Source organism: Nocardia sp. NPDC019219 (assembly GCF_040632645.1).
Classification (GTDB): domain Bacteria; phylum Actinomycetota; class Actinomycetes; order Mycobacteriales; family Mycobacteriaceae; genus Nocardia; species Nocardia sputorum.
The window spans coordinates 106,798-132,714 of record NZ_JBEYCG010000018.1 but is presented as its reverse complement, the minus strand read 5'-3'; the positions used below and the strand labels follow the sequence as shown (position 1 = coordinate 132,714).

Here is a 25,917-nt window from a genome sequence, read left to right as displayed (position 1 = left end):
CAGGAGCAGCCGAGCATGAAGCAGCGTTACGTGCTGGCCATCGACCAGGGCACCACCTCGACGCGGTGCATCCTGTTCGACCAGCGCGCCCGGCTCGTCGGTGTCGCCCAGCGCCCGCACCGGCAGCACTATCCGCGGCCGGGATGGGCCGAACAGGACGCGCTGGAGATCTGGCGCAATGTCGAGCGCATCGTCCCGCAGGCGCTGCGGGATTCCGGCGTGACCGCCGACCGCATCGCCGCGCTCGGCATCGCGAACCAGCGCGAGACCACCGTGGTGTGGGACCGCCGCACCGGCACGCCGATCGGCCGCGCGATCGTCTGGCAGGACGTCCGGACCGAGGAACTGGTCCGGGAACTGGAGAGCGCGCCGGGCTCCGGCCGCATTCGTGAGCTGTGCGGCCTGCCGCTGGCCAGCTATTTCGCCGCGCCGCGGTTGCGCTGGATGCTGGACTCGGTGCCCGGTCTGCGCGACCGCGCGGAGCGGGGCGAGGTGCTGTTCGGCACCATGGAGACCTGGCTGATCTGGAACCTCACCGGAGGCCCCGACGGCGGGCTGCATTTCACCGACGTCACCAACGCAAGCCGCACTCTGTTGCTGAACTTGCGCACCCTCACCTGGGACGCCGAACTGCTGGAGTTCTTCGGCATCCCCGCCCGTATGCTGCCGCGGATCCAGCGGTCGACCGCGTCCTACGGCAGCACGCGCCGGGTGGTGCCCGGCATCCCGATCGCCGCCGCGCTCGGCGACCAGCACGCGGCGTTGTTCGGCCAGACCTGTTTCGCGCGCGGGGAGACCAAGTGCACCTACGGCACCGGCGGCTTCCTCATGATGAACACCGGACGCGAGCTGGTGCGCTCCGAGCACGGTCTGCTCACCACGATCGGCTACCAGATCGGCCCGGAGCCGGTCTACGCGCTGGAGGGCCCGATCGCGGTCACCGGCTCGCTCGTGCAGTGGGTACGCGACAACATCGGGCTGGTCACCAGCGCGCCGGAGATCGAAACCCTCGCGCGCACGGTGGAAGACAACGGCGGCTGTTACGTGGTGCCCGCGTTCTCCGGCCTGTACGCGCCGCATTGGCGCAGCGACGCGCGCGGGCTCATCGCCGGGCTCACCTCCTACGTCACCAAGGGCCACATCGCCCGCGCCGTGCTGGAGGCCACCGCCTGGCAGACCCGCGACGTGGTGGAGGCGATGAACGCCGACTCCGGCCTCCGCACCGCGGCCCTGCGCGTGGACGGCGGGATGACCTCGAACAACCTGCTGATGCAGATCGTGGCCGATGTGCTGGACGTTCCGGTGTCGCGTCCGTTCGTCGCCGAGACGGTCTCGCTCGGCGCCGCGTACGCCGCGGGCCTCGCCGTGGGTTACTGGCCCGATCTCGAGGGGCTGCGGAACAATTGGCGCCTTGCGGCGCAATGGGTTCCGCGGATGGATCCCGAGCTGCGAGAGGACGAGTACGACAACTGGAAGCGCGCCGTCGAGCTGACCTTCGGCTGGGTTCGGTCGCGGAAACGGGCGCGCCGGTGAGCCCGGGTGGCGGGCACGTGCCGCCGGACAGTCGTGTCGGGAGGGTGGGTTAGCGTCGGAAGTATGCGGCTTCACGTGGGATGTGCGATGTGGACGCACGCGGCTTGGCAGGAACGGCAGCTCCCGCCGGGGGAGCGGCTGCGCTGGTACGCGACGTGGTGCAACGCGGTCGAAGGCAACACGACGTTCTACGCGACGCCGTCGCGGCGCACGGTGGAATCGTGGGCGGCGCAATGCGATCCCGCGTTCCGGTTCGTGCTCAAGCTGCCCAGGCCGATCACCCACGAACGCAGGCTGACCGGCGCGGAGGAGGAACTGCGAGCTTTCCTCGCCGCGATGGAGCCGCTCGGGGAACGCGTCCACGCGCTGTGGGTGCAGTTGCCCGGCTCGTTCGGACCCACCGATCTCGGTGCGCTGGCCGGGTTCCTGCGGCAGGCGCCGCGCGCCCACCGGATCGCCGTCGAGGTCCGGCATCCCGCGTTCTTCGCCGACGAGCAGGCGGCGCGCAGCCTGGAATACGTGCTGTCGAGGGTAGAAGCCGAATGGGTCCCCTTCGACACCACCGTTCTTTTCGACGGTCCGCCCACCAGCGCGGCGGAACAGGAGGCGGCGGCGAAGAAGCCCCGGGTGCGGCGCAGGATGCGCGCGCTGACCGAATACCCCATCGTGCGATACCACGGCCGCGACGACGTCCGGCGGACCGTCGAGGGCTGGCAGCCGTGGGTCGGCACGGTGGCCGGATGGCTGCGGGAAGGCCGGTCGCCGACGGTGTTCCTGCACACGCCGGACAATGCGGGCTCGCTGGAACTGGCCCGCCGCTTCCACGACGAGGTCCGTGCCCGGCTGCCCGAACTCGACCCGCTGCCCGAGCCCGCCGCGGCCGAACCGATGACCCTCTTCTGACCCGATGCCCGGTCCCGCAGGAACACTCGGCTCCTACGGGACCGGATCGCTCAGGACTGCAGGCCGACCTCGACCTCCAGGGTGAGGGTGATCTTGTCGCCGATCACCGCGCCGCCGTCGGGCAGCGGCATGTCGATGGTGATGCCGAAGTCGCGGCGGTTGATCACGGTCTTGGCCTCGAAGCCCGCGACCGGCCCCTGGCCCATGCCGGGGTTGACGCCGAGGAACTCCACCTCCAGCGAGACCGGCTTGGTGACGCCGCGGATGGTGAATTCGCCGTCCACCACGAAGTCGTCGCCGTTCACCCGGAAACCGGTGGACTTGAACGTGGCCACCGGGAACTGCTCGGCCTGGAAGAAGTCGGCGGTGCGCAGGTGCGCGTCGCGCTGTTCGTTGTCGGTGGTGACCGAGTCGACCCGGATCTCGGCCTCGGCCGAGGCGCTGCCGTCCTCGCCGATGACCAGCTTGCCGGAGAAGTCGGTGAAGCGGCCGCGCACCTTGCTGACCATCAGGTGGCGTACCGAGAAGCCGAGGGTGGAGTGGGCGGGGTCGATGGCCCAGGTGCCCGCGGTCAGCGCGTTGGTGGTTCGGGTCGACATGGATATCTCCTAGATAGTTGAGATTTGAACTAATTGGGTGTTGGTGTGGAAGGGGTTCGGTTGTGGGGAGATCAGTGGGTGCCGAGTAGCTGTGCGAACGGTACCGGGTCGTCGTACGGATCAGCGGCACGCGGGCGCGGTGTGTTGGTCAGCATGGCGGCGAATTCCGTTGCCGCGCGGTCGATCCGGACCCTGAGACCCTCTGCCGTCGCGGACGCCCAGTCTTCCGACGCCGCGTAGACGGCGGTGGGCGCCACCACCGCGCGCAGGTAGCTGAACATCGGGCGCAAGGCGTGCTCCAGCGCGAGGGAATGGCGCGCCGAGCCGCCGGTCGCACCGAGCAGCACCGGCATCCCGGCCAGCGACTCCGGTTCCAGCACGTCGAAGAACGTCTTGAACAGGCCGCTGTAGGAGGCGTTGAAGATCGGCGTGACGGCGATCAGACCGTCGGCGCCGGTCACGCTGTCGATCGTCGCGCGCAGCCCGCCCGGCGCGAATCCGGTCAGCAGGTTGTCGGCCAGATCGCGGGCGTGCTCGCGCACTTCCACCACGTCGAATGTCACGTCCCCGGCGTGCGTGGACAGTGCCGTGCCGGTGGCGGCGGCGAGCCGGTCGGCCAGCAGCCGGGTCGACGACGGCTGCGACAGGCCCGCGGAGACGACGGCGATGCGGGTCATCGGGTCGCCTCCAGGGCGGCGTCGCGGGCGGCGACCAGGCTCGCGTGCGTGGGCGCGTCCGGCACCTGCGCGGGGCGTCCGGCCGCGAACTCCTTGCGCAGCACCGGGACCACTTCCTCGCCGAGCAGATCCAGTTGCTCGAGCACGGTCTTCAGCGGAAGCCCGGCGTGATCCATCAGGAACAGCTGGCGCTGGTAGTCGCCGAACGACTCGCGGAAGGTGAGCGTCTTGTCGATGACCTCCTGCGGACTGCCCACGGTGAGCGGCGTCTGTTCAGTGAACTCCTCCAGCGACGGGCCGTGCCCGTACACCGGCGCGTTGTCGAAGTAGGGCCGGAATTCGCGCACCGCGTCCTGGGAGTTCTTGCGAATGAACACCTGTCCGCCCAGGCCGACGATCGCCTGGTCGGCGGAGCCGTGACCGTAGTGCTCGTAGCGCTGCCGATACAGTGCGATCAGTCGCTGGAAGTGCTCCTTCGGCCAGAAGATGTTGTTGGCGAAGAATCCGTCGCCGTAGTAGGCGGCCTGCTCGGCGATCTCGGGGCTGCGGATCGAGCCGTGCCAGACGAACGGCGGCACGTCGTCCAGCGGGCGCGGCGTCGAGGTGAACGACTGCAGCGGCGTGCGGAATTTGCCCTCCCAGTCGACCACGTCTTCGCGCCAGAGCCGGTGCAGCAGGTGGTAGTTCTCGATCGCCAGCGGGATGCCGTCGCGGATGTCCTTGCCGAACCAGGGGTAGACCGGCCCGGTGTTGCCGCGGCCGAGCATCAGGTCCACCCGCCCGTCGGCCAGGTGCTGCAGCATGGCGAAGTCCTCGGCGATCTTCACCGGATCGTTCGTGGTGATCAGCGTCGTCGCGGTGGAGAGCTGGAGCCGCTCGGTCTGCGCCGCGATGTAGCCGAGCATCGTCGTCGGCGACGACGGCACGAACGGCCGGTTGTGGTGCTCGCCCGTGGCGAACACGTCCAGCCCGACTTCCTCGGCCTTGCGCGCGATCGTCACCATCGCCTTGATGCGCTCGTGCTCACTCGGCGTCCGGCCGGTCGTGGGGTCGGTCGTCACATCGCCGACCGTGAAGATTCCGAACTGCACGACGCCTCCTTCGTTCTCAGTCTGACTCAATTTGGTGGATATGGCAACCAAAGGAACGGGATGAGGCACGCGGGTATTCCCGGCGCGGCGATGTGGCGTCGGTTACGTCAGGTACTCGGCCAGCCAGGTGCGGGTGAGTTCGCGGGTGACCTGCGCGCCGGTGTCCAATTCGGTGGTGCCGAAGGCGTGCTCCAGGAAGGGCAGCTCGACGTAGCGCTGCGGGACGCCCGCGGTCTCGAGCGCGGTGGCGTAGGCCGCGGTGTGCTCGGCGAGCACGAGGTGATCACTCGCTCCCTGGACCAGCAAGGTGGGCGGGGAGTCGACGGTGACGTGCGGAGCGGAGCTCGTCGCGGCGTAGCGGGCGGGATACTGTTCGGGCGTTCCGCCGAGGTATTGCCGGGCCGCGTCGACGCCGAGCGCGGTCTCCGTGCCCGACGCGGCCAGGTCCACCGCCGGGTACAGCGCGATCGCCGCGCGCACTTTCGGCAGCTCCGCGGCGCTGCCGCAGCTGGGCCGCAGGGCGCCCGCGTTGCTCTTGTTCGCGACGTTGACGGCCAGATTGCCGCCCGCCGATTCGCCGAACGTGGCGACCCGGCGCATATCCCAGTGGTACCGCTGCGCGTTCGCGGCGGCCCAGGTCAGCGCGCACGCGATGTCGGCGTCCGCGGTGTCCCAGCGGTGGTCGGCCGCGCCGGAGAGGCGGTAGTCCATGTCGAGCACGGCGTATCCGTTGCCGGCCAGCCAGCTCGTGTAGGCGTCGGTGCCGCGACTGCCCCCGACGAACGCGCCGCCGTGGATGCTCACCACCAGCGGCGCCGGTACCGGCCCCGGCGCGGGCAGGTACAGATCCGCCTGGATGGGTTGCCCGTCGACGGTCGCGTAGGTGACGGTCTCGGCAGGAGCATCGCCGACGGTGCTGAACGGGACGGCCGGGGCGAACGGAATCCAGACGCCCGCCGCGTCGCGCCCCGCGAACACCAGCGTCGCGCTGGTCACGACGGACAGGACCAGACCGGCGGCGGACACGCCGGTCACCGCGCCCGCCGAGCGCCGTCCACGCTTCCCCGAGCGCAACGCCGTCACCGCGAGCCCGGTCGCGATCACCGCCAGCACCATGTTCCACGAGCCGAGCGCGTCCCGGACCGCGCCGAGCAAGAGCACGGCCGACTGGACGAACGCGTTGCGCAGCAACGGCATCGTCCAGGAAACCGGCAGGACCGCGAGCAGTTGGCCGAGGGCGAGATACGCGGCGAGCGCGCCGGCGAGCGCGAGCAGCCCGGCGCGGGCGACGCGACGCGGGGTCGCGGACTTTCCGGGCACGGTCATATCCGCTCCTCGCTCGTCGGTCATCCAGGTCTCCGCTGCCGGGCCGAAGCTCGCCGCCTCCAACATAGGTCGGACTTCGTGCCCGCCCGATTCCGGTGGCGGCACGTCCGGACGGAATCAGGTAGCCGACTACCCGCGACTTCCGGCGGCGCGTCCGCAGAATCGGTCAGCACAGGGCTCTGGCCACCGGATTTCGAAGGGATGTGCATGACTGGTTATCAGGATTGGTTGACGCCTGCGCCGAATCCGGAGCCGCCGTTGGACAGCCGCAGGCGCGCCGATCCGGCACCCGCTCGGGCGTTGCCGTGCCGCACCCGGCCGCACGCGGCTTCCGGCCGGTCGAGTGCCGGGATACGCGGCGTGGTACGTCGCAGTCATCCATCCACCGCACCCGCGGGGGACGAAACACGCTCCGCGGCGCGCCGGTTCGCCGAGTCGGCGGTGCGGATCGTCCTCGAAGTGCTCGACCGCAGGAGACCCCTGCCGCACCTGGCGACTGTGGCCGACGCCACGGTCGTCGCCGCGGTGCGCACGTTGATCGGGGCCGATCTCGTGCCCGGCCGCACTCTCGGCGTCGCGGCGCCGATCCGGGTGAGCGTGGTCCTGGTGGACGACAAGACCGCCGAGGTCTTCGCCACCTACGGCCGGGGCGCGCGCCGTTTCGCGTTGGCGGCACGCATCGTGCGAACCCGCTCGGCGGGCTGGCGGCTGACGGCGCTGCGCCTCCGGTGACGCGGTGCGTGCTGTCTTCGGCGCAGGCGGTATACCGCTCAGGCCGGTGCCAGCCATCTCGCCGACTGTCCCGACTGCCGGGCTGCTGCGACGGGCTCGCGTCGGCCGCCCATGCTCGGGGACGGTGCGCCGGGGCGCGGCGGTCGAACCCAGCTGGTTGGACCGGCGCGCCCCGATGCCGGACTGGCCGAGGACCGTGCGCAGCGCGTTGAGGTCATCCTCGCCCGCGTCCAGTCGTGCGAGGTGAGCGGCGCGGGGTGGGGCACGGGTTGGGGTGGCCGACTCAGGCCAGTGACGCCAGCCAGTCGCGCATCCACGACAGCGCGGTCGCTCCGCCGCCGACGGGATAGCTGCCGTAGGCGGTGTGCGCTTCGGAGCGGTAGAACTCGTCCAGCAGCCGGGCCCGTTCCTGGTTGGCCGATTCCGACAGCTGGCTCTGCAACACGGGGATGCCGCCGTTGGACATCAGATCGCCGACGATGGCGCCCATTTCGAGCTGGTAGCGCCAGAGATTGGCCGGGTCGGGGTGGGAGGTCTGGGCCAGGAAACCGGCGAAGCGGGTGATGAAATCGTCGGAGGCCGTGGAGCAGTACAGATCGCCGATCGCGCAGATGGTGCGGGTCTGCGGGGTGACGAAGCCGAAGCCGCCGATGCGGGGACCGCCCGCGCCCGCGCCGCCCACCGCCGGACCGACGAGCGCGTCGGTGGGGGAGCGGCGCGGGTCGGAGATGAGCCCGACCGCGGCGATCCGGTGCGGCGGCACGACGCCGATCCCGGTGCCGATCTCGGCGGCGAGATCACCGGCGGCGTCCGCGCCCTGGCTGTAGCCGAGCAGTGCGATCTTGGTCGCGCCGCACTCCCTGGCCATCGCGCCGATCATGCCGCGCGCGTTGTCCACGGCCTCCCGCTTCGAGGCGCCGTAAACTTCGCTCTCCCACGGGAAGGCCGTGGCCGCGTAGCTGACGTAGTCCACCCGGACCGAGGACGGCAGTCCGCTGGTGACTCCGGCCAGCATTCCGGGGCCGGGGCGCTCGTCCGGCCGGTCGGTGGTCTCCCATGTTCCTGGGATCGCCACGACGTACATGCTCGGGCAATCCGGTGCGGCGACGGCGGGCCCGCTGCCCGGTCCTACGCATGACAGCGCCATCGCCGTGAAACCGATGGCCGCAGAGATCCACTTCGATCGCATGGCGTTTGCTCCTGGTGATACAGGCGCCGCAGGCGCTCCCCGGCAGGATCGGCCTCCGCCGGCGCCGTGCGGTGGTCGAACCCGGCCCCGTCGAAGGCTGCATTGAGACTCGATGGTCTCAAAGTGCAGCCAGGATAACGACAGTGTGGGAGACGGCACAATCTGCGATGGAAGTGACGCGTATCACAGTCGATTCGGCTACGCCGACGCCTGTCGATTGCTAGGAGTTCTGCGCGAGAAGAACTGTCATGGCCTCCGCCCATCGGCCGATGGTTGCCGTAGCGGCGCGTTCGGAGCTTCGCAGCGGGCGCGATATCGCGGTGCCGCGCAGTATCGCGATGGTGAGGTCGCGGACGTCCGGATAGCGCGGATGGGCGACGACGTCCGGACCGAACAGCGCGTCCACCACGCGCCGCAGGTCCCGCCCGGCTTGTCGTTCGGCCGTCCGCAACGCCTCGGCGAGCGCCGGATCGGTCCGCGCCGCCGCCCACAACTCGAACTCGGCTTGCGCCGCCGGTCGCGCCATCGACTCGTAGAGGGCGGTCAGGGCGCGCAGCACGGGATCGGCTCCGTGGTCGAGCCCGGCGGCGGCCTCGCGGACGGCCGCCTCGTTGCGTGCTACCAGATGCCCGACCAGTTCGCCGATCAACGCGCCCAGTGTCGGGAAGTGATGCAACAGCGCCCCCCGGCTGACACCCGCCGCGCGCTGCACCGACAGGGTCGACAGCTCGCGGTAGCCGTGTTCGGCCAGCAGATCGGCGGCGGCGTCGAGAATGCGGACACGGGTCGCTCGTTTCCGCTCCTCGCGCACTCCGGCCATTCCGGCTCCTCCCGTCGGCGCCACATTTTCACAGTCAATATTGACTGTCAAATGGTCGGTGCGCCAGACTGCGGAGACCGGGTTCCGGACCAGCGTCGAAGGGAAAGCGATGACCGACAGTGACATCCAGGCCGGTGGCGGCGCGGGCGCGTGGTATCGCGGGTGGACCGAGACGCCGGACTCACCGTGGACCGGACGCCCCGCCCTGGACGACACGCGCGAGTACCGGACACTGACCTACGAGCGGGACGGCCGCATCGCGCGCATCACCTTCGACCGGCCGGAGAAGGGCAACGCGATCACCCCCGACACCCCGCTCGATCTGGCGCACGCGGTCGAACGCGCGGACCTGGATCCGCGCGTGCACGTGATCCTGTTGTCCGGGCGCGGCAAGGGCTTCTGCGGCGGATACGACCTGAGCATGTTCGCCGAGCAGAGTTTCGCGGTCGCGGGCGGCTCCGGCGACGTGGCGGGGACGGTCATCGATCCGGTGGTGCAAGGCCGCAATCACGATCCGGCGCGGACCTGGGACCCGATGATCGACTACGCGATGATGAGCCGGTTCAACCGGGGTTTCGCCAGCCTGATGCAGGCGAACAAGCCCACCGTGGCCAAACTGCACGGTTTCGCCGTTGCGGGCGGCAGCGACATCGCCCTGTTCGCCGACCAGATCATCTGCGCCGACGACACCAAGATCGGCTACCCGCCCACCCGGGTCTGGGGTGTCCCCGCGGCGGGCATGTGGGCGCATCGCCTCGGTGACCAGCGCGCCAAGCGCCTGTTGTTCACCGGCGACTGTCTCACCGGAAAGCAGGCGGTGGAATGGGGACTGGCGATCGAATCGTGGCCCGCCGACGAACTCGATGCCCGCACCGAGGAATTCGTCGCGCGGATCGCGCGCATGCCGGTCAACCAGCTGATGATGGCGAAGCTGGCGCTCAACTCGGCGCTGTACGCCCAGGGCGTGTCCAACTCGGGCATGATCAGCACGGTTTTCGACGGCATCGCCCGGCACACCCGAGAGGGCTACGACTTCCAGACGCGAGCCGCCACCGCGGGTTTCCGCGAGGCAGTCCGGGAGCGCGACGAACCGTTCGGCGATCACAAGCGACCTCGGGCGGAGGAGTGAACCACGGTTGAGGGGCGCGGGGGAATTGTCCACGACCTCGCGAGGACTGCCGATGGGTCAGGGTCCGCGCAGGAGCCAACGGCCACACCGCAGCTCTGGGGTGGGCTCGGGCTGCGGAGCGACTGCGCCTCACGGGGGGCATTCGGCATGCGGGTGTGTCGCCGACCGGGCCGACGTCACCGTTCGCGTTCCTGTGGCGTGGATTGCGCCGTCGCGCATTCCGTCGATCAGCCGTGGCCGGGAAACGGCCAGGGGCGGTGGTGTTCGCACCACCGCCCCTGGCGAGCGTTCCGGGACCCGTCAGCGGGTCGGCGGAATGTTCTCGGTCGCCTCGTCCGAGAGTTCGTAGCCCAGCCGCACGTCGTGGGCGACCTCGCCCCCGCTCACCGTGACCCGGCTGGTCACCGCCGGGTAGCCGCGCGCCACGACCGTGTAGTCGCCTTCGGCGAGATCCGCGACGACGTAACGGCCGTTCTCGTCGGTGCGCGTGGTGGCCGTCAGAGCGCCCGCCGCGTCGAGCACACTGATCTGCACGTCCGCGATCGCCCGGCCGCCGTCCGACCACGCCGACCCGGCCAGCACCGCCATCGGCGTGAGCTCGATGTCGTACCGCAGCAGCCCGCTGTCCGGCACGGTGAGCGCGGCCGCGCTGGGACGCATGTGCTCGGCGACCGCCACGACCGTGTACGTGCCCGGCACCACGCCGTGGCATACGTAGGCGCCGTCGGCCGCCGCGGTCGCGGATCCGACGACCTCGCCGTCCAGGTCGGTCAGCGTGACGGTGGCGCCGGGCAGCGGCTCGCCGAGGGTGCTCGATCGGACCACGCCGGACACTTCGCCGGAGCCGAGCAGGGTGACGTCGAATTGCTGCGGCCGGTCGCCCACGGTCACGTTGACCGCGGCGGGCTGATGGCCCGCGGCCGACACGATCAGCACGTAATTGCCCGCGTCGGGCGCGGTGACGAGATAACCGCCGTCCGCGCCGCCGCTGGTCCGCGCGGCTTGCCGCCCATGCTGGTCGATCAGCGTCAGCGCGGCGGCGGGCACGGGCCTGCCGTCCTCGCGGTGCACGTAGCCGCCGAGGGAACGGCCGTCGTGCTCGGCGCCGTCGAAGCTCGCCCGGGGCTCGCGCCGGTAGGCGCCGTTACCTGCGGGATCGCTCGAGGCGTAACCGCCCGCGGCCGCGGCGAGTACCGGTTCCGGCTCCGAGAGCGCCTGCGCGGCGCCCTCCCAGACCTGATCCGCCTCCCAGTGCGACTCGGCGGCTTCGGTCTCGTCGACCGGCGCCTGCGCGGTGGGCGCCGGAACGTCCTGTAGCGGAATCTCCTTCATGAACATCAGCACCACGCAGGCCAGCAGCGCGACCCCGGCCGCCGCGTAGAAGACGCCGTGCATGGAGTCGGTGAAGCCGGTGAGGATCGGCACCTTCAGCGCGTCGGGGAGCGCGGCGATGCCGCTGGTGTTCGACTGCATGCCGCTGAGCTGGTCGGCGCCGAACCCGGGCGGCAGCGCGCCGCCGAACGCGTCGATGATCCGGTGCGGCAGCAGGTTGAACAGGATGGTCAGGAACACCGCGACGCCCAGCGTGCCGCCCATCTGCCGGAAGAACGTGGCCGACGCGGTGGAAACGCCCATGTCCGAGCGCGGTCCGGCGTTCTGCGCGGCGATGATCAGCATCTGCATGCAACAGCCGAGCCCGAGACCGATCACCGCGCCGATGGCCAGCGGCTGCCACAGCGGGCTGTCGTATTCCACCTGCGCGTACAGGGCCGCGCCGACGGCGACGATGAACGTGCCCGCCACCGGCAGGATCTTGTAGCGTCCCGTCCGCTTGGTGATCCGCCCGGCCGCCTGCGAGCCGACCGTGATGCCCAGCACCAGCGGCAACATGAGCAGGCCTGCCTTCGTCGGGGAGTAGCCGCGCACGACCTGGAAGTACTGCGGAACCATGGTGATCGCGCCGAACATCGCCACACCGACGATGAAGCCGCCCGCGATGGTGACGCTGAAGGTCGAGTTCTTGAACAGCCGCAGGGGAATCAGCGCGGAGTCCTTCATCAGGAACTCGACCAGCACGAACAGCACCAGGCCCGCCGCGCCGATGCCGTAGCAGAGCAGCGACTTGTCCGACGACCAGCCCCAGTGGCGTCCCTGTTCGGCGACGATCAGCAGCGGCACCACGCAGCTCGTCAGCGTCAGCGCGCCGAACCAGTCGATGCGGTGCTGCTGGCGCTGGTGCGGCACGTTGAGCACCTTGGCCACCACGAGCAGGGCCAGCAGGCCGACCGGGACGTTCACCAGGAACACCCACCGCCAGCCTTCGATGCCGCCGAGTTCTTCGTAGTCGGAGAAGAAGCCGCCCAGCACCGGGCCGAGCACCGTCGCGGTGCCGAACACCATCATGAAATAGCCCTGGTACCGCACCCGTTCCCGGACCGGGACGATGTCACCGATGATGGTGAACGCCAACGACATCAGCCCGCCCGCGCCCAGACCCTGGAAGGCGCGGAAGGCGGCGAGCTGATACATCGAGCCCGCGAAGGTGCACGCCACCGAGCCGATGACGAACAGGCCGATCGCCGTGAGGTAGAACGGCTTACGGCCGTAGATGTCGGCCAGCTTGCCGTACAGCGGCGTGGTGATCGTCGCGGTGATCAGGTAAGCGGTGGTCGCCCACGCCTGTTCGTCGAAGCCGTGCAAGCTGTTGGCGATCTTGACAATCGCGACGCTGACGATGTTCTGGTCGAGCGCGGCCAGGAACATGCCGAGCAGCAGGCCGGACAGGATGGTCAGGATCTGCCGGTGCGACAGTGACGTGTCCGCGCCTGCGTCCGGGTTCCGCGGAGCCCGGGTGGTGGAAGTCGTCATGGATGAGCCCTATTTCGGATCGGCTGGGTGTCGGGGAGTGGTCTCTATTCCTGCGGTGAGCCGGTCGAGCAGTGTGGTGAGGGTGTCGCGGTCCGATGCGGGCCAGTCGGCCAGGATGTCGGCCAGCCACCGGTTGCGCAGCGCCCGGTTCTCCTCGAAGACGCGTACGCCTTCCGCGGTGGCCGCCAGCACGCACGCGCGGCCGTCGACCGGGTCGGCCCGGCGTTCCACCAGGCCGTGCGCCACAAGGGATCTGCTCTGTCTGCTGATGGTGGACGCCTCGGCGTGCAGCAATTCGGCGAGCCTGCCCGCGCGCTGCGGCCCCTCGTGCACCAGGCAGAACAGCACGGAGTAGGCGAGTCGCTCCAGTCCGTCCGGACCGGGCCGGGCCGGCAGCCACTTCGCCCGGTTGACCGCGCGCATGAACCGGACCAGCCGCTGACCGAGTTCGTCGGCGGCCGCGAGTTCGGTCGCGGTGACCTGGCGCTCGCGAGCGGTTGCGGACATGACACTCACCTCGACGTTCCCCACCGGCAGATTGATTAGCATGTACAACTAGTTGCTTTTGGCAACTATACATCCGGGTTGCCCGCGGTCTGCGCGGTGGGTCGCGCGCGGGTTGCGTTGCTACCGTCGATGGCGTGTCCGAGTCGCTTGTTCGCTTCCGCGCCGCCCTGCCGAACGACTGCCGATGGGAACCGGTCGGCATCGGGGAGTCCGGCGCCGAGGTGTTCCGGTCTGCCGACGGTTCGCGCTACGCCAAGTGTGTCGACCCCGGCCAGGCCGCCGACCTCGCGCTGGAACGGGACAAGGTGGCCTGGCTGGACGGCCACGATATCCCCGGCCCCCGCGTGCTGGACTGGCGGACCGACGCCGGCGGCGCCTGCTTGGTCACCAGCGCCGTCCCGGGCGTCGCCGCGGACGTTGTTCCCGTGCGGACACTTTCCGGTGCATGGGCGTCCATCGCGGACGCGGTGCGCCGCCTGCACGATCTGCCCGCCGAGGAATGCCCGTTCGACCGCGGCCTGGCGCGGATGTTCGCGATCGCCCAGGACGTGGTGGTGCGCGGCGCGGTCCACACCGAGTTCCTCCCGGAGGAACAGCAGGACACTCCGCCCACTGTCTTGCTCACCCGGCTGGCCACCGAATTGGGACAGCGGATGACGCAGGAATCCGCCGAAGCCGTGGTGTGCCACGGCGATCTGTGCCTGCCCAACATCATTCTCGATCCGGACACGCACACTGTCGCCGGATTCGTCGACCTCGGGCGTCTCGGCGTCGCCGACCCGTACGCCGATATCGCGCTGCTGCTGGCCAATGCCAGGGAATCATGGCAGGACGAGCGGCGCGCCGAAGACGCCGACCGCGTCTTCGCCGATCGATACGGCATCGAGCTGGACGCCGCGCGTCAGCGGTTCTTCCTCCATCTGGATCCGCTCACCTGGGGCTAGCTCGGCTGCGTCACAGGTTTGATCAGCCCGGCGGTGCCGTAGGCCGCCACCTCGCTCATGGCCCCGCGATCTCGTTGCAGTCGAAGCGCATCGCGATGAGCTCGGTCGGCCCGGAACCGCACCGACCACCCGGTCCGGACACGCCGCTAACCCGTGCTCCTGGCGTCGCCGCGCCGGGGTTCGGCCTTGCCTGTTGAGCATTCGACCGACAGAATCCGGTGAGATATGCAATGTTGTTATTGCGCAACGGCATTGAGAGGGAACCCACGGTGGCCGAGTAGGCACCGGTAAAAGGGGGTGCGGCGAGATCATGTCGTCGAACACGTCCGAGCCCGGCGGCCGACGCGCCCGCCGGGGCCAGGTCCGGGTCGGACGCGTGCCCACCTGGCCGGGGATGATCTCCGCCCAGGACCCGCCGCCACCACGGGACCGGCATCGCGCGGTCCGTGCTCGGCGTCGCGCCCGGCGCGGCGCACGCCGGGCATGGCTGGTCGGGGGCGCCGGGCTGGCCGCCTCGCTCGCCGCCGCCGCGCTGGTGCTGGTCTACACGGACGCGGCCTCGGCGCCGCTGCAATCGGCCACGGTGGCGGACCCGGTGCTGGGCGGCGGTCCCGGCTGCGAGCCGACGCGCGGCGCACAGCTGGTGCGCGGCAACGGAACCGGTTCGACCGCCTCGGGGCCGGACGTGATCCTGGCCTTCCAGCACGCCTACTACGTGACCCGGTCGGGCGCGGTCGCGCGGTCGCTGACGGTGCCGGACGCCGCGGTGCCGCCGGTCGCGGTGATCGACGCGGGCATCGCCTCCGTCCCCACGGGGACGCAACACTGCGTCATGATCACCCCCATGCTCGACGGACGCTACGACGTGGTCATCACCGAGCTGCGCCCCGATTCCGCCAATCGCACCTACCGCCAGTTCGTCACCGTGGCCACCACCGACGACGAAGCCGCCATCGTCAAGATCGCCCCACCGAACTGAAGGAGCGCCGAACTCGCCGCTCGGGCGCGCGGACTTTCGCTACGATGCCACTGCCGGGGCGGTCGATCGGCGCGAAATGCTCTGCATAAGCGGTCGATTCCAGGGGAGGTCGTCGGTGGTGTACGCACGGTGCTGTGTGGTTGTCGCAACGGCTCTTTCGGTGCTGCTCATGCCGTGCGCGCCTGCTCCGGCCGAGCCGGAGATTCCGGCGGTGGGGGAGCCCCTGCCGCCCGAGCAGGACCCCTTCTACCGGCCGCCCGCCGAGCTGGTCGCCGCCAAGCGGCCCGGCGAGATCCTTGCCGCGCGGCCGGTCGTCATCGCGAATCAGCTCGCGGCGCTGGACGCCGAGGCCTGGCAGCTCTCCTACCGGTCCGGCGACAGCGCCGACCAGCCCCTCGCCGCCGTCGCGACGCTGCTGAAACCCGCTGCCTCGAACAGCAAATTGGTATCCCTGCACGCCGCCGAGGATTCCACCGGACTGTTCTGCGCACCGTCCTACACGGTGCGCCGGTCGGTGCAGGCCGGTGTGCTCGACGGGCAGATCGATCCGCTGCGCAGTGCTCCGGCGCTGTTGGCGCAGGGCTGGACGGTCGTGGTGCCGGATCATCAAGGGCCGAACGCGGCGTTCGCCCATGGCCCGCTGGCCGCACGGATCGCGCTGGACGGCATTCGCGCCGCGGAGCGCTTCGGTCCGCTGCAACTGCCGGGAGCCGGCACCGAGGTGGCGATGTGGGGATATTCCGGGGGCTCGATTCCCACACTGCACGGCGCGGAACTGCGCAGCGCCTACGCGCCGGAGCTGAACGTCGTCGGCGTGGTCTCCGGCGGCACCGACGTCGACCTCGAGGTCCTGTCGCGCGAGGCGAACCGGGGCCCGGGCGCTGGGCTGGTCGCGGCCGCTGTCATCGGCCTCGCGCGGGAGGAGCCGGAACTCGACGCTTACCTGCGGGCGAACGCGACACCGCGCGGCCGTCAGTTGCTGGCCGCGAAGGACCGCAGCTGCGTGCTGCATCAAGCCGTCACGGAACCCTTCCTCGACATCGACAGCCTGGTGCAGGGCGGCCTACTGCACACGCCGGTGCTGCGCGCGGTTTTCGACCGCACCAGGATGGGCAAGTCGGTTCCCGACGCCCCGGTCTTCCTCTACCACGCGGCCGCCGACTGGCTCGTCCCCATCGGCCCGGCCGACGCGCTCGCCTCCGCCTACTGCCGGGACCCATCCGCCCGAGTCACCTATATCCGCGACCATTCGAGCGAACACCTGACTCTCAATACGCTCGCCGAGAGCAGCGTGATCGCCTGGCTGCGCGAACGGTTCGCCGGAGTGCCGGTGCAGAACCACTGCACCACGACCGACGTCGGTTCCATCGCGCTCGGGCGATGACAAGCGGCCGATGCCGGGCTACGCGACTACGGGCGGTCGAACGCGCCATCTGCGACAACGGCGGTGAACGCATCCCACTGGCCGGGCGTGCAGACCAGCGCCGCACCGGTCGGGTTCTTGGAGTCCCGCACGCCGATCATTTCCCCGTCGAGGTGCGCGACCTCCACACAGTCGTTGCCGCCGCCGCTATGGCTGCTCTTGTACCACCTGGCGTCGGAAAGATCAGCCTTCACTGCTCGTCGAAACTCAGCAGGGTGAACGGTCCACCGGCCAGCGGTCGGTGGAGGAAATCCGGCGGCGTATCCAGAACGAATCTCAGGTCAGCCCGGCGACCTTCCGGCAGCGCCACTCCAAATAGTTGATCAGCATCCAGAAGTCCTTGAACGCCGGATTCGTGGTCTGTCCGTGGTGGTAGCGGTAGTAGATCTGCTGGGCGATGACGGCGAGGCGGAACAACCCGAAGACCTCGTAGAACGGCCAGTTCTCGGCCGAACGTCCGGTGCGCGCGCAATAGTGTTCGACGATCTGCGCGCGGGTCAGCATGCCGGGCAGGTGACTGGGCTGACGGCGGGAGGCCCGCATGACCTCGTCGTCGTCCGCCTGCACCCAGTAGGCCAGCGCACCACCGAGATCCATCAGCGGATCGCCCAGCGTCGCCATCTCCCAATCGAGCACGCCGACGATCGCGCCCGAGCCCGACGGGTCCAGCACCAGATTGTCCAGGCGGAAGTCGTTGTGGATGACGGTGGTGGCGACGTCCGCGGGCTGGTTGGCGTCCAGCCAGGTCATCACCGCGGCGAAATCGCCCACGTTGTCGGTGCGGGCGTTCACGAAGCGCCGCGACCAGCCCGCGACCTGACGGCCCACATAGCCCGCGCCCCGCCCGATCTCGGTGAGCCCGGCGGCGACGGGGTCCACCTGGTGCAATTCGATCAGGCAGTCGAACGCCGCGGTGGACAGGCGTCGCGCCTGGTCCGGGGACAGGCTGGTGCCCTCGGGCAGATCGCCCCGCAGGATCGTGCCCGCCACCCGCTCCATCACGTAGAACTCGCTGCCGATCACCTCCGGATCGGCGCACCGGGCCACCATCCGCGGCACGTAGCGATAGTGCGGACGCAGCCGCTGCTGCACCAGGAACTCCCGGCCCATGTCGTGCGCGGATGCCGCTTTGGTGCCACCCGGCGGGCGGCGCAGGATCAGGTCGCGATCCGGGTAGCGCAGCAGATACGTCAGATTCGACGCACCTCCGGAGAACTGGCGCACCTCGGGCGGCTCGCTCAGACCCGGTACCCGCTCGGCGAGCCAGGCGTGCATCGCGGCGACGTCGAAGGCGTCCTCCGCGCGGACCGCGGCGGCGTCCGGAGCGTTCACCGGTCGGTTCCGTATTTGCGCAGCTCCTGGCGGGCGATCACGCCCAGATGCACCTCGTCGGGGCCGTCGGCGAAGCGCAGCGAGCGAATGCCGGCGAACGCGCGCGCCAGCGGGAAATCGTCGGAAAGCCCGGCGCCGCCGTGCAATTGGATCGCCATGTCGAGCACTTCTTGGGTCATCCTCGGCACGACCGCCTTGATCTGGGAGACCTCGCTGCGCGCGCCGGCGAGGCCCTTGGTGTCCAGCAACCAGGCGGTGTGCAGGACGAGCAACCGCGCCTGATCGATCGCGACGCGCGCGTTGGCGATGCGCTCGCGGTTCCCGCCGAGATTGGCCAGCGGCTTGCCGAACGCCGTGCGGGACAGGGCGCGACGGCAGGCCAGTTCCAGTGCCCGCTCGGCCAGGCCGATGGCACGCATGCAGTGATGGATGCGGCCGGGGCCGAGACGGCCCTGGGCGATCTCGAAGCCGCGTCCCGGCCCGGCGATCACGGCGTCCAGCGGAAGGCGCACGTCGGTGAAGGTGACCTCGCCGTGGCCGAAGGGTTCGTCCAGGTAGCCGAAGGTGGTGAGCATCCGTTCGATCCGCACGCCGGGCGTGTCCAGCGGGACCAGCACCATGGAGTGCCGCTGATAGGGGTGCGCCTCCGGGTCGGTCAAGCCCATGAAGATGACGAACTTGCAGTTCGGATGGCCGATGCCGGTGCTCCACCACTTGCGGCCGTTGAGCACGATCTCCTCGCCGTCCACCACGGCGGTCGCGGCCATGTTGGTCGCGTCCGAGGAGGCGACCTCGGGTTCGGTCATGCAGAAGGCCGAGCGGATCGTGCCGTCCAGCAGCGGCCGCAGCCACTGCTGCCGCTGCTCGGTGCTGCCGTAGTGCAGCAGCACCTCGGCGTTGCCGGTGTCGGGCGCGTTGCAGTTGAACACTTCCGGCGCCCATCCGGAGCCGCCCATCGCCTCGGCCATCGGGGCGTAGTCGACGTTGCTCAGCCCCGCGCCGAGCTCGGGATCGGGGAGGAAGAGGTTCCACAGACCCGCCGCCCGCGCCTTCTGCTTGAGCTCTTCGACCACCGGGGGGACCGCCCAGGGCGATTCCCGCAAGGCAGCCGCGTGCTCCTCGTCGCGCGGCTCGATCTCGTCGCGCACGAACTGCCGCACCTGATCGGTGAGACGGACGGCTCGGTCGGAATGTGTGAAGTCCATACCCATCCTCGAGGCTGCGCTGAGCATTGCTCAACTTCCGGTCGGGTCATTGGTAGCATATTGTTGAGCATTGCTCAATAGAGGAGGGTGGATGACCGAGGTTGCCGTGGCGGGCGGCCGCCGCTCGGCGGACGACCGGCGCAGACAACTGATCGGCATCGGTCTGGGCATGCTGATCGATCGCCCCTGGCACCAGATCACCGTCGACGCGGTCGCGCAGGAGGCGGGCATCTCGCGCGGGTTGCTGTTCCACTACTTCCCGACCAAGCAGGACTACTACGCGCAACTCGTGCACGCCGCGTCGCAGCGATTCCTGCGCGCCACCGGCCCCGATCCGGACGCGGCGGACCCGCTCGCGTCGATGATCGCCAACTTCGTGGGCTACATGCGCAGGCGCAGCGGACCACTGGTGGGGCTGCTCCGCGCCGCGGGGCAGGACCCGGTGCTCGAGTCGATCATGGAGCGGATGCACGACGAACTGACCGATCGGGTGTTCGCCGCTCTGGGCCGGCCCGCGCGCTCGACCGCCGAGCGCCTGGTGGTGCGTTCGTGGTGGGCGATGGCCGAGGATCTCACCGTGCAGTGGCTGTCCCGCGACGACGTCGACCAGGACGGGCTGGACCGGCTGCTGTTCGACATGTTGTCCCGGGTGCTCGACTCGGTGGACGCCGAACGCGCGGCCGGGCACCGGTGAGTGACGGAGAGCTGTTCGCGGATCCGGCGCGGCACGCCGCGATGATCGCGGCCCGGGGGTGTGGGCGGGCCCGGTGCCGCCGAGGGGCGAATCTCGACAGCACCGGCGTATCCGAACGCGCTGCGGGAGCGCACGCGCCGCCGCGAAGGGAGAGCGCGCCACTCCAGCATAGAGCGATCAATGGTCTGCTGCGCGGTAGGAGGGGAAATGCCTGCGACGCGCGGGGAATCACCTCGCGGCGCGTGTGTCGTCCGCGGCGCGCCGAATAGTTTTGCGAGATGGCAAATGAACAGTTTCGCCAGTAGCGGTGGATCGACTATGAATGAGACGTGCCGTTGCCATTCGTGATCACTTGTCTGCCATCGACTCTCCCGTGCGGGGAGCGCTGATGGTCATCGAACATCCCATCGAGGACGAGGTTACACAGCTGGCGAGGCGGGTCGAGAAGGCCCGTGGACGGCTCGCCTACCAGTTCGATCCCGCGCTCACCGAGGCGCTGTCGGAGGACGAACTGTATGCCGAACGTGAGCTCGCCGAACGGATTCGCACCCAGGAGCGTGGACAGCGCTGGAAAGAGGCGCAGGCGGCCGCCGCGGCGTCCGACCGCGCCAGGCAGACCACCGAAGCGATCGAGAAGGCCGACATGCGAGACCTTTTGCTCGCCCGCAAGGCGATTGCCGCGCAACGGCGCGAATCCAGCCCGCACGCGAAGCTGGCCTCGCTCTACCGGCATCGGTCCTGGTCGCTGCGCGCGCTGGCGGGCGTCGTCGCGGCTGGCATGTTGTGGTCGGCGGTCAACGTCCAGCACAACATCGCTCCCGGTGGCGCGACCGATCCGCTGTACTGGTTCAGCTACCTGCTCGAAGGCATGATCAGCGTCTGCCTGATCATCATCATGATCGGCACCAACAAGGTCGCCGAGTGGGGTGTGGTGGACAACCGCCGTCAGGTCGCGGCCGCCGAAATGGCCCTGCTGACCTTGACCGTCAGCCTCAACACCTACCCCTATCTGCGCGCGGGCGCGTGGTACGACGCGGCCGTGCACGCCATCGCGCCGGTGATGATCGGCGTCGCGCTGCTCATCCACGACGCCGCGAGCGCCCGCTACGGCCTCGCCATCGCCAGGGCCACCGAGCAGGTCCGCGACCTGCCCGACCCGGCCGAGCAGATCCGGCTCACGCTGCCCAGGTACCGGATGCCCGCCGCGCCCGAGGCGCCGGGCATCCCGCACGAGCAGGTGAACCCCGAACCGCGGCCCGTGGTGGCCGCGCCCCCGGTGGAGGTCGTCGAGCAGGAGGCCGTCGAGGTCGTCGAAACCGACAGCGCTCCGGAGGTTTCCGAGGAGCAGCCCGTGGCCGTGGCGAAGGCCGAGACCCAATGGGCGCCGGTCGAGGCACCGCGGAAGCCGTTGCTGCCCGAGTCGATCGAGGACCTCGACGCGATGGAAGTCTTCAGCGCGTCGACGCGGGTCGAAGACAGCGTCGTCAACGGCAGTGCGCCGTCGGCCAACGGGAAGAAGCTCGTCGCGAGCGAGCCCGCATCGGTCGCGGCCGCCAGGTCCGAGGACCGTCCGGCCGCGCGGGTGCCCGCCGACGAGCCCGCCGCAGCGAAGGTGGTCGTCCGGCAGACGCCCCCGGCCAAGCCCCGCACCACGGTCGCCGAGACCGAGGTCGCGACGGCGGAGATCCCGGTGGCCACGCGCCGCCCGCAGGCGGAAGCCAAGAGCGACAGCCCGACGCCGGAGCCCAAGAACGACAAGGACGCCCCCAAGCCCGATATCGCGCAGCCGCCGACGGCCCGCACGCCGGACATCTACGACACCGGTTCGTTCCGCGTCGCCGACATCCTCGAGCAGGAACTCGCCGAGTTGCAGGCCGAACGCCGCCGCGCCCGCACCAGCAGGCAGCGTTCCGCCTCGACAGCCGGCCGCGAGTCCTAGCGCCCAGTTCCCGGCGACGATGCCCGTCAGCGCACCCCGCGCCGACGGGCATCGTCGTTCTTCGGGCCGGATCGTCCGGGCGCTTCAGGATTTCGGCTCGGACAGCGGCGCCGTTCCGGCCCATTCCGCCCAGTCGGCGAGCGCGTCGTAGAGCCGCACCGCGGCTTCTACCGTGATGCGCATAGTGCACCAGTCCCGGCGCGATTCGGCGCGGCTGCGCGGTCTTCTCGCCGCACCGGCTCGTCGGTCGCCCGGCTGCTGAGAGCGGATCTGCCCACGGCAGCAGACAGCCGGTTTCGTGCCGCTGGTGCGGCACCGTGGAGCCATGGCTCACGATGACAAGACCCCGATGTTCAGCTGGCGGGCGCGCGAGCAACTGCTCAGCCGCCGCATCGTCGTGCTCGACGGCGCGCTCGATGACGACAACGGCACGCTGCTGATGACCCAGCTGCTCACGCTCGCCGCCGAGGACCCCGAGGCGGGTATCTCGCTGTGGATCCATTCGCCGGGCGGATCGGTTCCCTCGATGCTCGCCATCCGCGACGTGATGCGGCTGGTGCCGTGCGAGGTCTCCACGCTCGCGCTCGGATTGGCTTGCAGTGCGGGGCAATTCCTCTTGTCGTCAGGGAGCAAAGGCAAGCGTTTCGCATTGCCGCACGCGCGGGTGCTGATGCACCAGGGATCAGCGGGCATCGGCGGCACCGCCGTGGACGTCGAGGTCCAAGCCGACGATCTGCGCTACACCGTCGACACGGTGCTCGGAATCATCGCCGAGGACACCGGCCAGCCGTTCGACCGAATCTACGAGGATTCGCTGCACGACCGCTGGTTCACCGCGGCGCAGGCCAAGGAGTACGGCTTCGTCGACCACATCGTCGACTCGTTCGGGCAGATCGTCCCCCAACGCCAGCGAATCGGGATCTCGGCATGAGCGGTCAGGCCCGGAGGAGGCAGCGCAGCGTGACCACGCAGGGCCCCGCTCATGCCGACAACAGACGCAGCATGAGCGGTCAGGCCCGGAGGAGGCAGCGCAGCGTGACCACGGAGGGCCCCGCTCATGCCGGAATCGGACGCAGCATGAGCGGTCAGGCCCGGAGGCGGCAGCGCAGCGTGACCACGGAGGGCCCCGCTCATGCCGGAAAGGACACAGCATGAGTACCTACACCATTCCCAATGTGATCGCGCAGCATCCGCGCGGCGGCGAGCGGATCACCGACATCTACTCCCACCTGCTCGCCGAGCGCATCGTCTACCTCGGCACGCCGATCGACTCGGGCGTCGCCAACGCGCTCATCGCGCAGCTGCTGCACCTGGAGTCGGAAAGCCCGGAGCAGGAGATCAACCTCTACATCAACTGTGAGGGCGGGGATCTGTCGTCCATGCTCGCCGTGTACGACACGATGCAGCACATTCAGTCGCCCGTGCAGACCACCTGCGTCGGGCAGGCGATCGCGGTGGGCGCGGTGCTGCTGGCGGGCGGCGAACCCGGCCGCCGCGCCATGCTCCCGCACGCCAGGGTGGTGCTGCACCAACCCGCCGCGCGCGGGCAGGGCACGATTCCCGATTTGATCCTGCAGGCCGACGAACTGGTGCGCATGCGGGCGGAGATCGAGTCGATCCTGTCCAAGCACACCGGGCAAACGGTGGAGCGGCTACGGCGCGACACCGATCGCGACCGGGTCTTCACCGCGTCGGCCGCGGTCGAGTACGGCCTCGTCGACCAGGTCCTGGGGCGGCGGGACTAGGCCGCCAGGGCCATCAGCGTGGGCCCGGTGCCGGAACGTGGCGCAGGCCGTCGCAAGAGTGCTATCCGGCGCCGGGCCCGCAGCTGGTCGGCCACCTGGCCGGTGAGTTCGCCCAGTGTGGTGCCGAGGGAGCCGGCCAAGGCGGCGATCATCTCGCTCGAGGGCTCTTTGCGCCCCCTTTCCACCTCCGACAGATACTGCGGGGAAATGCCCGCCCGGCGAGCGGTTTCGACCAGCGTCTCGCTGCGGTCCTGCCGCAGCGTGCGCAGCTGTTCGCCGAGCACCTCGCGCCACAAGGGTTCCGGCGGTGTCCGCATGTCCTGCTGCCGGTCGTCGCGTCCACCGGGAATCGAGTGCAGTCTCGGGTGCTCGCTCATGAGCAGAGCGTACGGTCCCGGATCGCTGGTCTGCCCGGCATTACGCTCTGGGCGTACGAACATGGCGGTGTGCGTGGATTCGGCGTGGTCGCCACTGCGATCGGAGCGGACCGAGCATGATGGGAAACCATGCCCGACAATTCGAAGGTTCCCGATCTCAAGCCGCGTAGCCGCGACGTCACCGACGGTCTGGAGAAGACCGCCGCACGCGGGATGCTGCGCGCGGTCGGCATGGGCGACGCGGACTGGGAGAAGCCGCAGATCGGCGTCGCCTCCTCGTGGAACGAGATCACTCCCTGCAATCTGTCCCTGGACCGGCTCGCCCAGGGCTGTAAGGACGGCGTCTTCTCCGGCGGCGGCTTTCCCATGCAGTTCGGCACCATCTCGGTGTCCGACGGCATCTCCATGGGCCACGAGGGGATGCACTTCTCCTTGGTTTCGCGGGAGGTGATCGCCGACAGCGTCGAGACGGTGATGCAAGCCGAGCGGCTCGACGGTTCGGTGCTGCTGGCCGGGTGCGACAAGTCGCTGCCGGGGATGCTGATGGCCGCGGCCCGGCTGAACCTGGCGAGCGTGTTCCTGTACGCGGGGTCGATCCTGCCCGGGATCGCCAAGCTCTCCGACGGCAGCGAGCGCGAGGTGACGATCATCGACGCCTTCGAAGCGGTCGGCGCCTGCGCCCGGGGGCTGATGAGCCGCGAGGACGTCGCCGCCATCGAGCGGGCGATCTGCCCGGGCGAAGGGGCGTGCGGTGGCATGTACACCGCCAACACCATGGCCAGCGCGGCGGAGGCGCTGGGCATGTCGCTGCCCGGCAGCGCGGCCCCGCCAGCGACCGACCGCCGCCGCGACGGTTACGCCCGCCGCAGCGGCGAGGCCGTGATCGAGTTGATCCGGCAGGGGATCACGCCCGCCGACATCCTCACCAAACCGGCTTTCGAGAACGCGATCGCGGTCGTCATGGCGTTCGGCGGGTCCACCAACGCCGTGCTGCATCTACTGGCCATCGCGCACGAGGCGAACGTCGATCTCTCGCTGGACGACTTCGCGCGCATCGGCCGCCGCGTTCCGCACCTCGCCGACGTCAAACCCTTCGGCAAGCACGTGATGACCGATGTGGACCGGATCGGCGGCGTGCCGGTGATGATGAAGGCTCTGCTCGACGCCGGGTTGTTGCACGGCGACTGCCTGACGGTGACGGGACGGACGGTGGCGGAGAACCTGGCCGACATCACCCCGCCGGACCCCGACGGCAAGGTGATCCGCGCGATGGCGGCACCGATCCATCCGACCGGTGGCATCACCATCCTGTCCGGTTCGCTCGCTCCGGACGGCGCCGTCGTCAAGTCGGCGGGCTTCGATTCCGACGTATTCGCCGGCACGGCACGGATTTTCGACCGGGAACGCGCGGCGATGGACGCGCTGGAAGACGGCACGATCGCGGCGGGCGACGTGGTCGTCATCCGGTACGAGGGACCGAAAGGCGGTCCCGGAATGCGCGAGATGCTCGCCATCACCGCGGCCATCAAAGGCGCGGGCCTGGGCAAGGACGTCCTGCTGCTCACCGACGGACGGTTCTCCGGCGGCACCACCGGCCTGTGTGTCGGGCATGTCGCCCCGGAGGCCGTGGACGGCGGACCGATCGCCTTCGTGCGCGACGGTGACCCCATCCGGCTCGACGTCGCCGCGGGCACTCTCGACCTGCTGGTCGACGCCGACGAACTCGCGCGCCGCCGGGACGGCTGGGCACCACTGCCGCCTCGCTACACGCGCGGCGTCTTGGCCAAGTACACGAAACTGGTCGGCTCGGCCTCGATCGGTGCCGTCTGCGGCTGACGCCCGCGCGACTCTGCGGTCACAACCGCACAACGAGGTCGCTAAGCTATATTTTTGTAGCTACAATTG

Annotated in this window: 24 protein-coding genes; 12 read left to right on the top strand and 12 right to left on the bottom strand. The window is 69.8% G+C overall.

Annotated elements, in window-relative coordinates; translation table 11 throughout:
- The first annotated feature begins 15 nt into the window (after positions 1–15).
- Positions 16–1,533: a glycerol kinase GlpK gene (glpK, locus tag ABZ552_RS28025; protein ID WP_281875127.1), complete on the top strand. Its 1,518-nt coding sequence runs from the start codon at positions 16–18 to the stop codon at positions 1,531–1,533.
- Positions 1,534–1,620: 87 nt separating this feature from the next.
- Positions 1,621–2,436: a DUF72 domain-containing protein gene (locus tag ABZ552_RS28020; RefSeq protein ID WP_281875126.1), complete on the top strand. Its 816-nt coding sequence runs from the start codon at positions 1,621–1,623 to the stop codon at positions 2,434–2,436.
- Positions 2,437–2,486: 50 nt separating this feature from the next.
- On the opposite strand, the gene ABZ552_RS28015 is transcribed toward ABZ552_RS28020, so the two are convergent.
- From ABZ552_RS28015 to ABZ552_RS28000, 4 genes are all read right to left on the bottom strand, one after another.
- Positions 2,487–3,035: a YceI family protein gene (locus ABZ552_RS28015; RefSeq protein WP_281875125.1), complete on the bottom strand. Its 549-nt coding sequence runs from the start codon at positions 3,033–3,035 to the stop codon at positions 2,487–2,489.
- A 71-nt stretch (positions 3,036–3,106) separates the two neighbouring features.
- A complete protein-coding gene (locus ABZ552_RS28010) occupies positions 3,107–3,712 on the bottom strand; it encodes an FMN reductase (RefSeq protein WP_357440842.1) in 606 nt (201 codons plus the stop codon).
- Entirely contained in the window at positions 3,709–4,803 is a 1,095-nt protein-coding gene (locus ABZ552_RS28005) for an LLM class flavin-dependent oxidoreductase (RefSeq protein WP_281875123.1), read from the bottom strand. Before ABZ552_RS28005 ends, ABZ552_RS28010 begins: the two co-directional genes overlap by 4 nt.
- A 102-nt stretch (positions 4,804–4,905) precedes the next feature.
- Positions 4,906–6,129: an alpha/beta hydrolase gene (locus ABZ552_RS28000; protein WP_357440839.1), complete on the bottom strand. Its 1,224-nt coding sequence runs from the start codon at positions 6,127–6,129 to the stop codon at positions 4,906–4,908.
- A 207-nt stretch (positions 6,130–6,336) separates the two neighbouring features.
- Between ABZ552_RS28000 and ABZ552_RS27995 the strand changes: the two genes are divergently transcribed.
- Positions 6,337–6,861 (top strand): Rv3235 family protein, encoded by a 525-nt coding sequence (locus ABZ552_RS27995; protein ID WP_281875121.1) that lies wholly within the window; start codon positions 6,337–6,339, stop codon positions 6,859–6,861.
- A 283-nt stretch (positions 6,862–7,144) separates the two neighbouring features.
- On the opposite strand, the gene ABZ552_RS27990 is transcribed toward ABZ552_RS27995, so the two are convergent.
- Both ABZ552_RS27990 and ABZ552_RS27985 read right to left on the bottom strand, forming a co-directional pair.
- The gene (locus ABZ552_RS27990; protein WP_281881118.1) at positions 7,145–8,008 is read right to left on the bottom strand and encodes a cutinase family protein; all 864 of its coding nucleotides are present in this window, start codon (positions 8,006–8,008) and stop codon (positions 7,145–7,147) included.
- A gap of 262 nt (positions 8,009–8,270) precedes the next feature.
- Positions 8,271–8,870: a helix-turn-helix domain-containing protein gene (locus tag ABZ552_RS27985; protein ID WP_357440836.1), complete on the bottom strand. Its 600-nt coding sequence runs from the start codon at positions 8,868–8,870 to the stop codon at positions 8,271–8,273.
- A 109-nt stretch (positions 8,871–8,979) separates the two neighbouring features.
- Between ABZ552_RS27985 and ABZ552_RS27980 the strand changes: the two genes are divergently transcribed.
- Complete coding sequence (locus tag ABZ552_RS27980) at positions 8,980–9,999, top strand: crotonase/enoyl-CoA hydratase family protein (RefSeq protein ID WP_357440833.1); 1,020 nt, start codon at positions 8,980–8,982, stop codon at positions 9,997–9,999.
- 300 nt (positions 10,000–10,299) lie between these two features.
- Here ABZ552_RS27980 and ABZ552_RS27975 read toward each other — a convergent pair whose 3' ends face one another.
- Positions 10,300–12,867, bottom strand: coding sequence for an MFS transporter (locus ABZ552_RS27975; RefSeq protein ID WP_357440830.1), 2,568 nt, complete (start codon positions 12,865–12,867; stop codon positions 10,300–10,302).
- 9 nt (positions 12,868–12,876) lie between these two features.
- A complete protein-coding gene (locus tag ABZ552_RS27970; RefSeq protein WP_281916817.1) occupies positions 12,877–13,374 on the bottom strand; it encodes a MarR family transcriptional regulator in 498 nt (165 codons plus the stop codon).
- 134 nt (positions 13,375–13,508) lie between these two features.
- Between ABZ552_RS27970 and ABZ552_RS27965 the strand changes: the two genes are divergently transcribed.
- The 3 genes from ABZ552_RS27965 to ABZ552_RS27955 all read left to right on the top strand — a co-directional run bounded on the left by ABZ552_RS27965 (position 13,509) and on the right by ABZ552_RS27955 (position 16,681).
- Positions 13,509–14,318 carry an APH(3'') family aminoglycoside O-phosphotransferase gene (locus ABZ552_RS27965; protein WP_281916818.1) on the top strand — a complete coding sequence of 270 codons (810 nt, stop codon included), beginning with the start codon at positions 13,509–13,511 and terminating at the stop codon, positions 14,316–14,318.
- Positions 14,319–14,628: 310 nt separating this feature from the next.
- Complete coding sequence (locus tag ABZ552_RS27960; protein WP_281916819.1) at positions 14,629–15,297, top strand: hypothetical protein; 669 nt, start codon at positions 14,629–14,631, stop codon at positions 15,295–15,297.
- Between the two features lie 136 nt (positions 15,298–15,433).
- Positions 15,434–16,681, top strand: a complete 1,248-nt coding sequence (locus ABZ552_RS27955) for a lipase family protein (RefSeq protein ID WP_357440826.1) — start codon at positions 15,434–15,436, stop codon at positions 16,679–16,681.
- A 26-nt stretch (positions 16,682–16,707) separates the two neighbouring features.
- Here the strand turns inward: ABZ552_RS27955 and ABZ552_RS27950 are convergent, their stop codons facing one another.
- The 3 genes from ABZ552_RS27950 to ABZ552_RS27940 form a co-directional block, all read right to left on the bottom strand.
- A complete protein-coding gene (locus ABZ552_RS27950; protein WP_357440823.1) occupies positions 16,708–16,914 on the bottom strand; it encodes a DUF397 domain-containing protein in 207 nt (68 codons plus the stop codon).
- A gap of 82 nt (positions 16,915–16,996) precedes the next feature.
- Positions 16,997–18,052: a phosphotransferase family protein gene (locus ABZ552_RS27945; protein ID WP_281875110.1), complete on the bottom strand. Its 1,056-nt coding sequence runs from the start codon at positions 18,050–18,052 to the stop codon at positions 16,997–16,999.
- Positions 18,049–19,257: an acyl-CoA dehydrogenase family protein gene (locus tag ABZ552_RS27940; protein WP_281916823.1), complete on the bottom strand. Its 1,209-nt coding sequence runs from the start codon at positions 19,255–19,257 to the stop codon at positions 18,049–18,051. The genes ABZ552_RS27945 and ABZ552_RS27940 overlap by 4 nt, the downstream gene beginning before the upstream one ends.
- Before the next feature lie 91 nt (positions 19,258–19,348).
- On the opposite strand from ABZ552_RS27940, the gene ABZ552_RS27935 reads away from it, so the two are divergent.
- From ABZ552_RS27935 to ABZ552_RS27920, 4 genes are all read left to right on the top strand, one after another.
- Positions 19,349–19,951, top strand: a complete 603-nt coding sequence (locus ABZ552_RS27935; protein ID WP_281875107.1) for a TetR/AcrR family transcriptional regulator — start codon at positions 19,349–19,351, stop codon at positions 19,949–19,951.
- 388 nt (positions 19,952–20,339) lie between these two features.
- Positions 20,340–21,890: a hypothetical protein gene (locus ABZ552_RS27930; protein WP_281875106.1), complete on the top strand. Its 1,551-nt coding sequence runs from the start codon at positions 20,340–20,342 to the stop codon at positions 21,888–21,890.
- A gap of 325 nt (positions 21,891–22,215) precedes the next feature.
- A complete protein-coding gene (locus ABZ552_RS27925; protein WP_159842514.1) occupies positions 22,216–22,821 on the top strand; it encodes an ATP-dependent Clp protease proteolytic subunit in 606 nt (201 codons plus the stop codon).
- Between the two features lie 220 nt (positions 22,822–23,041).
- On the top strand, positions 23,042–23,635 hold the full coding sequence (locus ABZ552_RS27920) for an ATP-dependent Clp protease proteolytic subunit (RefSeq protein WP_159842512.1): 594 nt from the start codon (positions 23,042–23,044) through the stop codon (positions 23,633–23,635).
- On the opposite strand, the gene ABZ552_RS27915 is transcribed toward ABZ552_RS27920, so the two are convergent.
- Positions 23,632–24,012, bottom strand: a complete 381-nt coding sequence (locus tag ABZ552_RS27915) for a helix-turn-helix transcriptional regulator (RefSeq protein ID WP_281875105.1) — start codon at positions 24,010–24,012, stop codon at positions 23,632–23,634. The two genes, ABZ552_RS27920 and ABZ552_RS27915, sit on opposite strands and share 4 nt — an antisense overlap.
- A 129-nt stretch (positions 24,013–24,141) precedes the next feature.
- Here ABZ552_RS27915 and ilvD point away from each other — a divergent pair, with 129 nt between their 5' ends.
- On the top strand, positions 24,142–25,848 hold the full coding sequence (ilvD, locus tag ABZ552_RS27910; protein ID WP_357440816.1) for a dihydroxy-acid dehydratase: 1,707 nt from the start codon (positions 24,142–24,144) through the stop codon (positions 25,846–25,848).
- Positions 25,849–25,917 lie beyond the last annotated feature (69 nt).

Bases quoted from the DNA above. Each gene is read 5' to 3' on its own strand.
- glpK (WP_281875127.1), top strand. From the start codon at position 16: ATGAAGCAGCGTTACGTGCTGGCCATCGACCAGGGCACCACCTCGACG.
- ABZ552_RS28020 (WP_281875126.1), top strand. From the start codon at position 1,621: ATGTGGACGCACGCGGCTTGGCAGGAACGGCAGCTCCCGCCGGGGGAG.
- ABZ552_RS28015 (WP_281875125.1), bottom strand. From the start codon at position 3,035: ATGTCGACCCGAACCACCAACGCGCTGACCGCGGGCACCTGGGCCATC.
- ABZ552_RS28010 (WP_357440842.1), bottom strand. From the start codon at position 3,712: ATGACCCGCATCGCCGTCGTCTCCGCGGGCCTGTCGCAGCCGTCGTCG.
- ABZ552_RS28000 (WP_357440839.1), bottom strand. From the start codon at position 6,129: ATGACCGTGCCCGGAAAGTCCGCGACCCCGCGTCGCGTCGCCCGCGCC.
- ABZ552_RS27995 (WP_281875121.1), top strand. From the start codon at position 6,337: ATGACTGGTTATCAGGATTGGTTGACGCCTGCGCCGAATCCGGAGCCG.
- ABZ552_RS27990 (WP_281881118.1), bottom strand. From the start codon at position 8,008: ATGGCGCTGTCATGCGTAGGACCGGGCAGCGGGCCCGCCGTCGCCGCA.
- ABZ552_RS27985 (WP_357440836.1), bottom strand. From the start codon at position 8,870: ATGGCCGGAGTGCGCGAGGAGCGGAAACGAGCGACCCGTGTCCGCATT.
- ABZ552_RS27980 (WP_357440833.1), top strand. From the start codon at position 8,980: ATGACCGACAGTGACATCCAGGCCGGTGGCGGCGCGGGCGCGTGGTAT.
- ABZ552_RS27975 (WP_357440830.1), bottom strand. From the start codon at position 12,867: ATGACGACTTCCACCACCCGGGCTCCGCGGAACCCGGACGCAGGCGCG.
- ABZ552_RS27970 (WP_281916817.1), bottom strand. From the start codon at position 13,374: ATGTCCGCAACCGCTCGCGAGCGCCAGGTCACCGCGACCGAACTCGCG.
- ABZ552_RS27960 (WP_281916819.1), top strand. From the start codon at position 14,629: ATGTCGTCGAACACGTCCGAGCCCGGCGGCCGACGCGCCCGCCGGGGC.
- ABZ552_RS27940 (WP_281916823.1), bottom strand. From the start codon at position 19,257: ATGGACTTCACACATTCCGACCGAGCCGTCCGTCTCACCGATCAGGTG.
- ABZ552_RS27935 (WP_281875107.1), top strand. From the start codon at position 19,349: ATGACCGAGGTTGCCGTGGCGGGCGGCCGCCGCTCGGCGGACGACCGG.
- ABZ552_RS27930 (WP_281875106.1), top strand. From the start codon at position 20,340: ATGGTCATCGAACATCCCATCGAGGACGAGGTTACACAGCTGGCGAGG.
- ABZ552_RS27925 (WP_159842514.1), top strand. From the start codon at position 22,216: ATGGCTCACGATGACAAGACCCCGATGTTCAGCTGGCGGGCGCGCGAG.
- ABZ552_RS27920 (WP_159842512.1), top strand. From the start codon at position 23,042: ATGAGTACCTACACCATTCCCAATGTGATCGCGCAGCATCCGCGCGGC.
- ABZ552_RS27915 (WP_281875105.1), bottom strand. From the start codon at position 24,012: ATGAGCGAGCACCCGAGACTGCACTCGATTCCCGGTGGACGCGACGAC.
- ilvD (WP_357440816.1), top strand. From the start codon at position 24,142: ATGCCCGACAATTCGAAGGTTCCCGATCTCAAGCCGCGTAGCCGCGAC.